This is a genomic window from Cetobacterium sp. (assembly GCF_048470075.1).
GTDB lineage: Bacteria > Fusobacteriota > Fusobacteriia > Fusobacteriales > Fusobacteriaceae > Cetobacterium_A.
On record NZ_DBGBQB010000100.1, the window covers coordinates 1 to 6,849 of the forward strand.

Annotated in this window: 8 protein-coding genes; 6 read left to right on the top strand and 2 right to left on the bottom strand. The window is 27.7% G+C overall.

Going from position 1 to position 6,849, the window contains the following annotated elements:
* Positions 1–126 precede the first annotated feature (126 nt).
* Positions 127–1,161 (bottom strand): hypothetical protein, encoded by a 1,035-nt coding sequence (locus ACMOUI_RS03760; protein WP_418964404.1) that lies wholly within the window; start codon positions 1,159–1,161, stop codon positions 127–129.
* 672 nt (positions 1,162–1,833) lie between these two features.
* Between ACMOUI_RS03760 and relB the strand changes: the two genes are divergently transcribed.
* The 5 genes from relB (at position 1,834) to ACMOUI_RS03785 (ending at position 5,403) form a co-directional block, all read left to right on the top strand.
* Positions 1,834–2,064 (top strand): type II toxin-antitoxin system RelB family antitoxin, encoded by a 231-nt coding sequence (gene relB, locus ACMOUI_RS03765; protein WP_418964405.1) that lies wholly within the window; start codon positions 1,834–1,836, stop codon positions 2,062–2,064.
* The gene (locus ACMOUI_RS03770; RefSeq protein ID WP_418964406.1) at positions 2,061–2,333 is read left to right on the top strand and encodes a type II toxin-antitoxin system RelE family toxin; all 273 of its coding nucleotides are present in this window, start codon (positions 2,061–2,063) and stop codon (positions 2,331–2,333) included. Before relB ends, ACMOUI_RS03770 begins: the two co-directional genes overlap by 4 nt.
* 465 nt (positions 2,334–2,798) lie before the next feature.
* Positions 2,799–3,359, top strand: coding sequence for a manganese efflux pump MntP family protein (locus ACMOUI_RS03775; protein ID WP_418964407.1), 561 nt, complete (start codon positions 2,799–2,801; stop codon positions 3,357–3,359).
* 9 nt (positions 3,360–3,368) lie between these two features.
* Positions 3,369–4,340, top strand: a complete 972-nt coding sequence (locus ACMOUI_RS03780) for a metallophosphoesterase (RefSeq protein ID WP_418964408.1) — start codon at positions 3,369–3,371, stop codon at positions 4,338–4,340.
* A gap of 127 nt (positions 4,341–4,467) precedes the next feature.
* The gene (locus tag ACMOUI_RS03785) at positions 4,468–5,403 is read left to right on the top strand and encodes an NAD(P)/FAD-dependent oxidoreductase (protein WP_418964409.1); all 936 of its coding nucleotides are present in this window, start codon (positions 4,468–4,470) and stop codon (positions 5,401–5,403) included.
* A gap of 37 nt (positions 5,404–5,440) precedes the next feature.
* Here the strand turns inward: ACMOUI_RS03785 and ACMOUI_RS03790 are convergent, their stop codons facing one another.
* Positions 5,441–5,599: a hypothetical protein gene (locus tag ACMOUI_RS03790; protein WP_418964410.1), complete on the bottom strand. Its 159-nt coding sequence runs from the start codon at positions 5,597–5,599 to the stop codon at positions 5,441–5,443.
* Between the two features lie 114 nt (positions 5,600–5,713).
* Here ACMOUI_RS03790 and ACMOUI_RS03795 point away from each other — a divergent pair, with 114 nt between their 5' ends.
* Positions 5,714–6,691 carry an MBL fold metallo-hydrolase gene (locus ACMOUI_RS03795; RefSeq protein ID WP_418964411.1) on the top strand — a complete coding sequence of 326 codons (978 nt, stop codon included), beginning with the start codon at positions 5,714–5,716 and terminating at the stop codon, positions 6,689–6,691.
* Positions 6,692–6,849 lie beyond the last annotated feature (158 nt).

A 6,849-nucleotide genomic window follows, 5' to 3' on the forward strand; every position in this document is an offset into this window, starting at 1 on the left:
CTTAATATTCTTTATGATTTGTAAAAAATATCATAACATTGATTGTAATATTTCAAGTAAAAAATCCTTGATAATTATAATTTTTGCACAAATAATATAAATATATAAATAACATAACATTTATTGCTAAATAATTTGAAATTTTTCAATACATCTTCTTATATCCCTCAATCTAGCATAGACATCCATGACTATTATATTATTCATTTGGGAATAATTATTCAAATGTCTCCTAACTGCTGTAACTGCACTTTCTCTTGTCTTTGTATTATCTATTGCTATCCCCAAAGCCCTTCTTAAAATTTCATAATCATAAATTCTCGATATATTCTGTAATATAAAAATTTCATAATTAAACCCACACCTTTTTCTTTCAATATTTAAAATATTTGCTAATTGATCTGCTTCAATTTGATAAATTTTATCAATCACCTCGAAGTCTAATAAATTATCTAATACGGTTTCTTTTAATTGAGGTAAATAAGTTCCTACTATATCAAAATTTCTAAAATCTATAATTGAAAATGGATTTCTTCTAATTTTTTTTGATGCTTCTATTCTCATTCGATATTTCAAATCTGGATATTGCTTTAAAAACATCATTAATGTTTCCTCATCATCTGTCTTAGCTTCTACATTAACAAATTGATTATATATCATAACTTTATTATTATAAGAACTTGGTGTTTTAGTATCTGTATAAATTAAAGTTTCTGGTCTTTGGCTTAAAATATCTGCATACATTTTTCTACTTCCTTTTTTTCTTTTCTCCGAATGAACCATTGCCATTATTCCATAAAGTTTATTATAACTATAAAAATCTAAATCCGATGGGATTATATAAGTAAAAGGAATATCAACTCTTTCTAGGTATATTCTAGATCCTATTAGTAATCCTATTTTTTCAATAGCTTCACAAAAATATCCTTGTACTCGAAAACACTCCTCTTTTGTAGTTATCAAATATACATTACTTCCATAAAAAAACCTCGGATAAGATAATTTAATTCCAATTGAATTAGTTCCTCTAATATCAATCATGTCACAAAAAGTGTATCCATATGGACTTTTTATGTTATTTATAAAATACTTTATCCTTTCAAAGTTATCTACAGTTAATCCCATATAATTTAGTTCTAATTTAATTTGTATTGTATCCATTTTATTGCCTCCTTATAATAAAAAAAGAATAGATTTTCTCTATTCTTTTAAAATTAATCTATATATTTTTTAAAATTAATCTATATATTTCAGTGAGTAGCACATTACGATATAAAATCTCCATAGCTACTCACTTGTGTATTTATTGTTATTTTTTATTAAAAATACATATTTTTATATAAAAATCCCCTATTTTATGTATTATTTTTAAGTTATAGCCTGTTTGTTTTAGTATTTAAGTCAATGGTATTTTCTTATATACCCTGAATAGTCAAGGGGGATAAAATCTAAAAATTATATAATTTAACATTTGTTTTTATTCCTTTCTTCTGCAATATTACAAAGTTTTGTTGTATTTTTTTGTAATATTTAGAAGTTTTTTATTAAAGAAATAATGCTTGTACTTTAATTATATTTTCAATCATTTTATATATTAAGTAATTTAATACAATTAAATCTCTTTATATCGATTTTAAGAGCGCCCTAATTAATTTTGAATAAATTTATAGACTACACTTTAAGAATGGTATTATAAGCATTTTAAATGCGTTTAAATAGATGTTAAAGTTATAGTCAAACAGTATATAATCAAATTAAATTTAAAAAATAACTTGCATATTAATCGATTAAGTAATACAATTGTATTACAAATATAAGTAAGGAGGTTTCAGTATGTCTGTTATATCTGTTAGATTAAATAATGATGAAGAAACATTATTAAAAAAAGTTGCTGATTTTGAAGGAATTGGTCTTTCAAGTTATATAAAAAAAATTGTATTTGAGAGATTAGAAGAAGAATACGATTTGAAACTAGCTGAAAACGCATATAAAATTCATACAGAATCTAATCAAAAAACATACTCTTTTGAAAGTGTAGTAGAGGAACTAGGAATCGATCTATGAAAAAATATAGGGTTGAATTTTCAGAAATATCTTTAGGATACTTAAAAAAATTAGATAAATCAGTTCAAACAATCATATTAAAGTGGATAAAAAAAAATCTTGTTGATTGTAATAATCCTAAAGCACATGGAAAGGCATTAGTAGGAAATAAAAAAGGATTTTGGAGATATAGAGTAGGCAATTATAGATTACTTTGTAATATTCATGATGATGTGCTAACTATATTAATTCTTGAAGTAGGTCATAGGAGTGAATTTTATAAAAAATAAACCTAATTAAAAGAGAGTCCTCATAGACTCTCTTTTCTATTGTTTAGTAGTGTTATATTTAGACTAGACTGGAGTATAAATAATACATAGAAATTTATGTGAACTACCACCGCCCTAATAGAGGGCGGGGCTTCGTGGGAAGTATCTGACTCATGTCAGATATATTAATCACGCTCTGCGGGTAGTTCCTACCCTGAATATATTACAAATTTCATAGTTTTTAAAACATATGTCTGATATCACCTACAAAAATCTAGTTTTGCGGTCAACAGATATTGTATATCACTTTGAACGTCAATGCTTGGCTTTCGCTCTTTCCAAAGAAGTAGGGGTCTTCTCGAACAAAGATGATAAAACATAGAATAGGAAGAGAAGGGATTCTCTTCTTTTTTTATGTTAAAATAATTGAGAAAATACAAAAGAAAATGTATAATATAAGAATTGAAAAAATTATTGGAGGAAAAGATGGACATATTATCACTTATATTAATCTCTATTGGTTTGGCTATGGATGCTTTTGCTGTATCTTTAACAGAGGGATTAGCCATGAAAAAATTGAAAAAGAGAAATATTTTTAAAATTGCTTTTGTATTTGGAGGATTCCAAGCATTAATGCCGTATATAGGTTGGAGGATAGGTGGTGTTTTTGCAGAAAAAATATCACAATATGACTATATAATAACAACAATATTACTATTATTTGTTGGTGGAAAGATGATCTTTGATGGTTGGAAAGAGCAAGAGTGTGAAGTGGAAGGAAAATGCGATATGGCTTCAAATCTTTTTTTACTAGGACTTGCCACAAGTATAGATGCTTTAGCTGTTGGATTTTCATTTTCTTTAGTTCCAAATTTAAATATATACTACTCAATAGAGATAATAGGGATAGTAACTTTTTTAATAGCTTCAATAGGAGTGTATCTAGGACACAAAATGGGGCATTTAATAAGCTACAAAACAGAGTATTTAGGAGGAGGAATATTAGTTTTAATGGGACTTAAAGCTTTTATAGGTCATTTTCTATAAGGAGAAAATATGGAACAACTATTTTTAATAAATCTTATATTTTTGTTTGCAATTTTACCAATATTTTATATTAGAAGAACTTTTTTTAGAAGAAATATTTTTTTAGGTAGATTTCTAGGAAACTCTATCTTTGTAGCTCACTATGTATTTTTTTTACTAATTATATTGGGTGTAGTAAACTATTTTTATAGATTGAGCAGATTGAATATGGTAACAATAGCATTTATAGTGCTGCCAGTATTTTTTATATATGCCTACTATAACTTTTCCATAGCTAAAGTTATAAAAAATGAGATAAAGTTAGAAAAGTATAAAAATGGGAAAAAAATAAGAATTGCTTTTATATCAGATATACATCTATCAGCTTTAACCAATAAGGATAATATTGAGAGTTCATTGAAAAGAATGGCTGAAGAGGAGCCAGATATTTTATTGATTGGTGGAGATTTAGTTGACTTTAGTTGCAAAGATATCAAGGCGGATTTCACAGCTAGTTTTAGAGAGGTAGAACCTAGATATGGAATGTATGCCATTTTAGGAAATCATGAATATCATGGTGGAATAGAGGAGAATATAAAGTATATTGAAAGTTTAGGAATAAAAATTTTAAGAGATAGCATTTTAAAAGTTGAGGGAATAAATATTATTGGTAGAGACGATATCACGAATAAAAAAAGAAAAAAAATAGCATATTTAAGAAAAAAAATAGATACAGATTTACCTACAATTTTATTGGATCATAATCCCAACTCCATAGAGGAGGCCATTGTAAATAATATCGATTTAGAACTTTGTGGACATACTCATAGAGGACAGTTTTTTCCATATAATTTAATAGTGAAAAAAATGTATAAAAATTATCATGGCTATAAAACTTTTGGGATAACTCATACAGTGGTAAGTGCAGGATTTAGCTCTTGGCTTATACCATATAGAGTTAATAGTACCAGTGAGATAAATATAATTGATTTATACTATTGATATAGTTTTCATAAAATTATATAAATTTCCTAAAAAAAGTTGACTCAAAGTTCAAAAAGTGATATAAATAACTTGTAAGGGCATTTTAATAAATTTTAACAAATATAGATAAAAGGAAGTGTTGGAAATGACAAATGAAGCAAAGAATTTCTATGATGCAATAGTAATAGGAGGAGGACCTGCAGGAGTTAGTGCAGCAGTGTACATTGCAAGTCGTGGATACAGACCTATAATTTTGGAAAAAAATGAGATTGGAGGAACAATTGGAAAAGTTTCTTCAGTGACACACTATTTATCTGTAGACAGTTGTGAAACAGGAGAGTCATTTAAACAGAAATTGGAAAACCAATTAAAAGTTTATAATATAGAGGTATTAAAAGAAGAGGTAACAGAGATAGATACAGAAAATCTATTGAAAAAAGTATCGACAAAATCTGGAAATGAGTATTTTGGAAAAACTATAGTTCTTGCAAATGGAACTTCACCTAGAAAATTGGGAATTTTAGGAGAGAGTGAACTAACTGGAAAAGGTGTTTGTTCAAACCCGTGGAAAGAGGGAAAGGATTATGCAGGAAAGGATATCTTTGTAGTTGGAGGAGCTGATGGAGCTATAAAAGAAGCTATCTATTTAGCACAATTTGCAAAAGAGTTATCAATTATACATTTTGAAGATGCTCTAGGAACAATAGCGGAGTTTAAAAATAGATTGGAAAAATTAGACAATGTGAAACTATACTTACACTCAAGATTAACAAAAATAAATGGAGAGAGTAAGATTGAGAGTGTAGAGATTACAGATGAAAAAACAAAAGAAGTAAAAGAGATTAGATGTGAAGGTGCTGGAGTATTTGTATATGCAGGGTCTATTCCGAATACAAAAAAATATTCAAAGATAGAGTTAGAGAATGGGTTCATAAAAGTAAACCCTCAAATGAAAACAAACATTGAAGGAGTATTTGCAGCTGGAGATATTTGTTGTAAGGATATAAGACAGGTTGCAACAGCTGTTTCAGATGGAACAATTGCGGGAATAAATGCAGCTAGCTATTTAAAATTAATATAACAATAAAAAAGAGGATTTGATTAAATCCTCTTTTTTACTACTCTTTTTCTTTATCATCTTCGTCTCTAACTTCACTTGCTTCAGCTTCAATATTAGGATCTAATATATCAGGTGGCTGTGGAGTCTCTTTTTTTTCAGTGGAGCATACACATGTTTTAGGAAGTTCAACTTTAGGTTTATTGCAACATTTTGACATAAAAATCACCTCTCTAATTTTATCTACTATTATTCTTCTTATTATATTTAAAATTTCCTTTAATAGTGGTAAAATAAATTAGGGTATTTTATCAAAATGAATTGGAGGGATTTAGTGAAAAAATTATTGTCAGCGTTATTTTTAATATCATCATTGGTAGGTTATGCTAAAGGATTTCAAGTAATTACTTTGGGAAGTGATGGAGGTGTAATAGATGGAAATATTTCAGGGTATCTTATAAGAGATAAAGGGGAGGAAAACTTTGTAGCCTTAGATGCAGGAACTGTAATACCTGGAATAAAAAGTGCATTGGAGAAAAATAACTTCAGTGGCCTATCTATACCAAAAGATACAGAGTGGAGTGATACAGGATATATATTTAGAGAGAAGATAAAGGGGTATCTAATCTCACACGGACATTTAGATCACATATCAGGATTGGTTATATCTTCAACAGAGGACACTAAAAAGGATATTTATGGGCTTAAAAGCACTATTGAAACTTTAAAAAACAATGTTTTTAACTGGAAGTTATGGCCAAATTTTGGAAATGAAGGCGAGGGGTTTAAACTAAATCAATATACCTATCAGGAGTTAAAAATAAGTGAAATAAAAAACTTAAATGGTACAAATTTAAAGGTTACTCCTTTTTCGTTAAGCCATAGTAACTATGAATCAACAATGTTTTTGTTGGAAAATAATGGGGAGTATCTGGCATATTATGGAGATGTAGGACCTGATCAAGTGGAGAATAGTAAAGGTTTGGAGGAAACTTTTAAAGTTTTAGGGCCTTTAATAAAAGAGAAAAAACTAAAAGCGATAATGATAGAGTCATCATTTGATAGCTCTAAAGAGGATAAGAGTCTATTTGGACATCTAACTCCAAAATGGATAGATGAGGAGTTTAAAGTTTTAGAGAAATACTCAGGAGAAGGATCATTAAAAGGTTTAAATGTGATTATCACACATATAAAACCAAGTTTAAAAAAGAATGATAATATGAGAGAAAAAATAAAAAAAGAGTTATTAGAAAATAATACTTATGATGTGAAATACTATTTTCCAGTTCAAGGAGAATCCCTAGAGTTTTAATAAAATACCTCTATCCTGTTGTTGTTTTAGTAGTATTGCAATATCTTTTTAAAAATTCAGCAAATTATTTTATAAGAATTTTCAAAAAAAGTTTGACATTTTTATATAAAATCTGATATCATCATTTCAAATAAAAAAACAGGAGGATATAAAATGAA

Bases quoted from the DNA above. Each gene is read 5' to 3' on its own strand.
- ACMOUI_RS03780 (WP_418964408.1), top strand. From the start codon at position 3,369: ATGGAACAACTATTTTTAATAAATCTTATATTTTTGTTTGCAATTTTA.
- ACMOUI_RS03770 (WP_418964406.1), top strand. From the start codon at position 2,061: ATGAAAAAATATAGGGTTGAATTTTCAGAAATATCTTTAGGATACTTA.
- ACMOUI_RS03760 (WP_418964404.1), bottom strand. From the start codon at position 1,161: ATGGATACAATACAAATTAAATTAGAACTAAATTATATGGGATTAACT.
- ACMOUI_RS03790 (WP_418964410.1), bottom strand. From the start codon at position 5,599: ATGTCAAAATGTTGCAATAAACCTAAAGTTGAACTTCCTAAAACATGT.
- relB (WP_418964405.1), top strand. From the start codon at position 1,834: ATGTCTGTTATATCTGTTAGATTAAATAATGATGAAGAAACATTATTA.
- ACMOUI_RS03785 (WP_418964409.1), top strand. From the start codon at position 4,468: ATGACAAATGAAGCAAAGAATTTCTATGATGCAATAGTAATAGGAGGA.
- ACMOUI_RS03775 (WP_418964407.1), top strand. From the start codon at position 2,799: ATGGACATATTATCACTTATATTAATCTCTATTGGTTTGGCTATGGAT.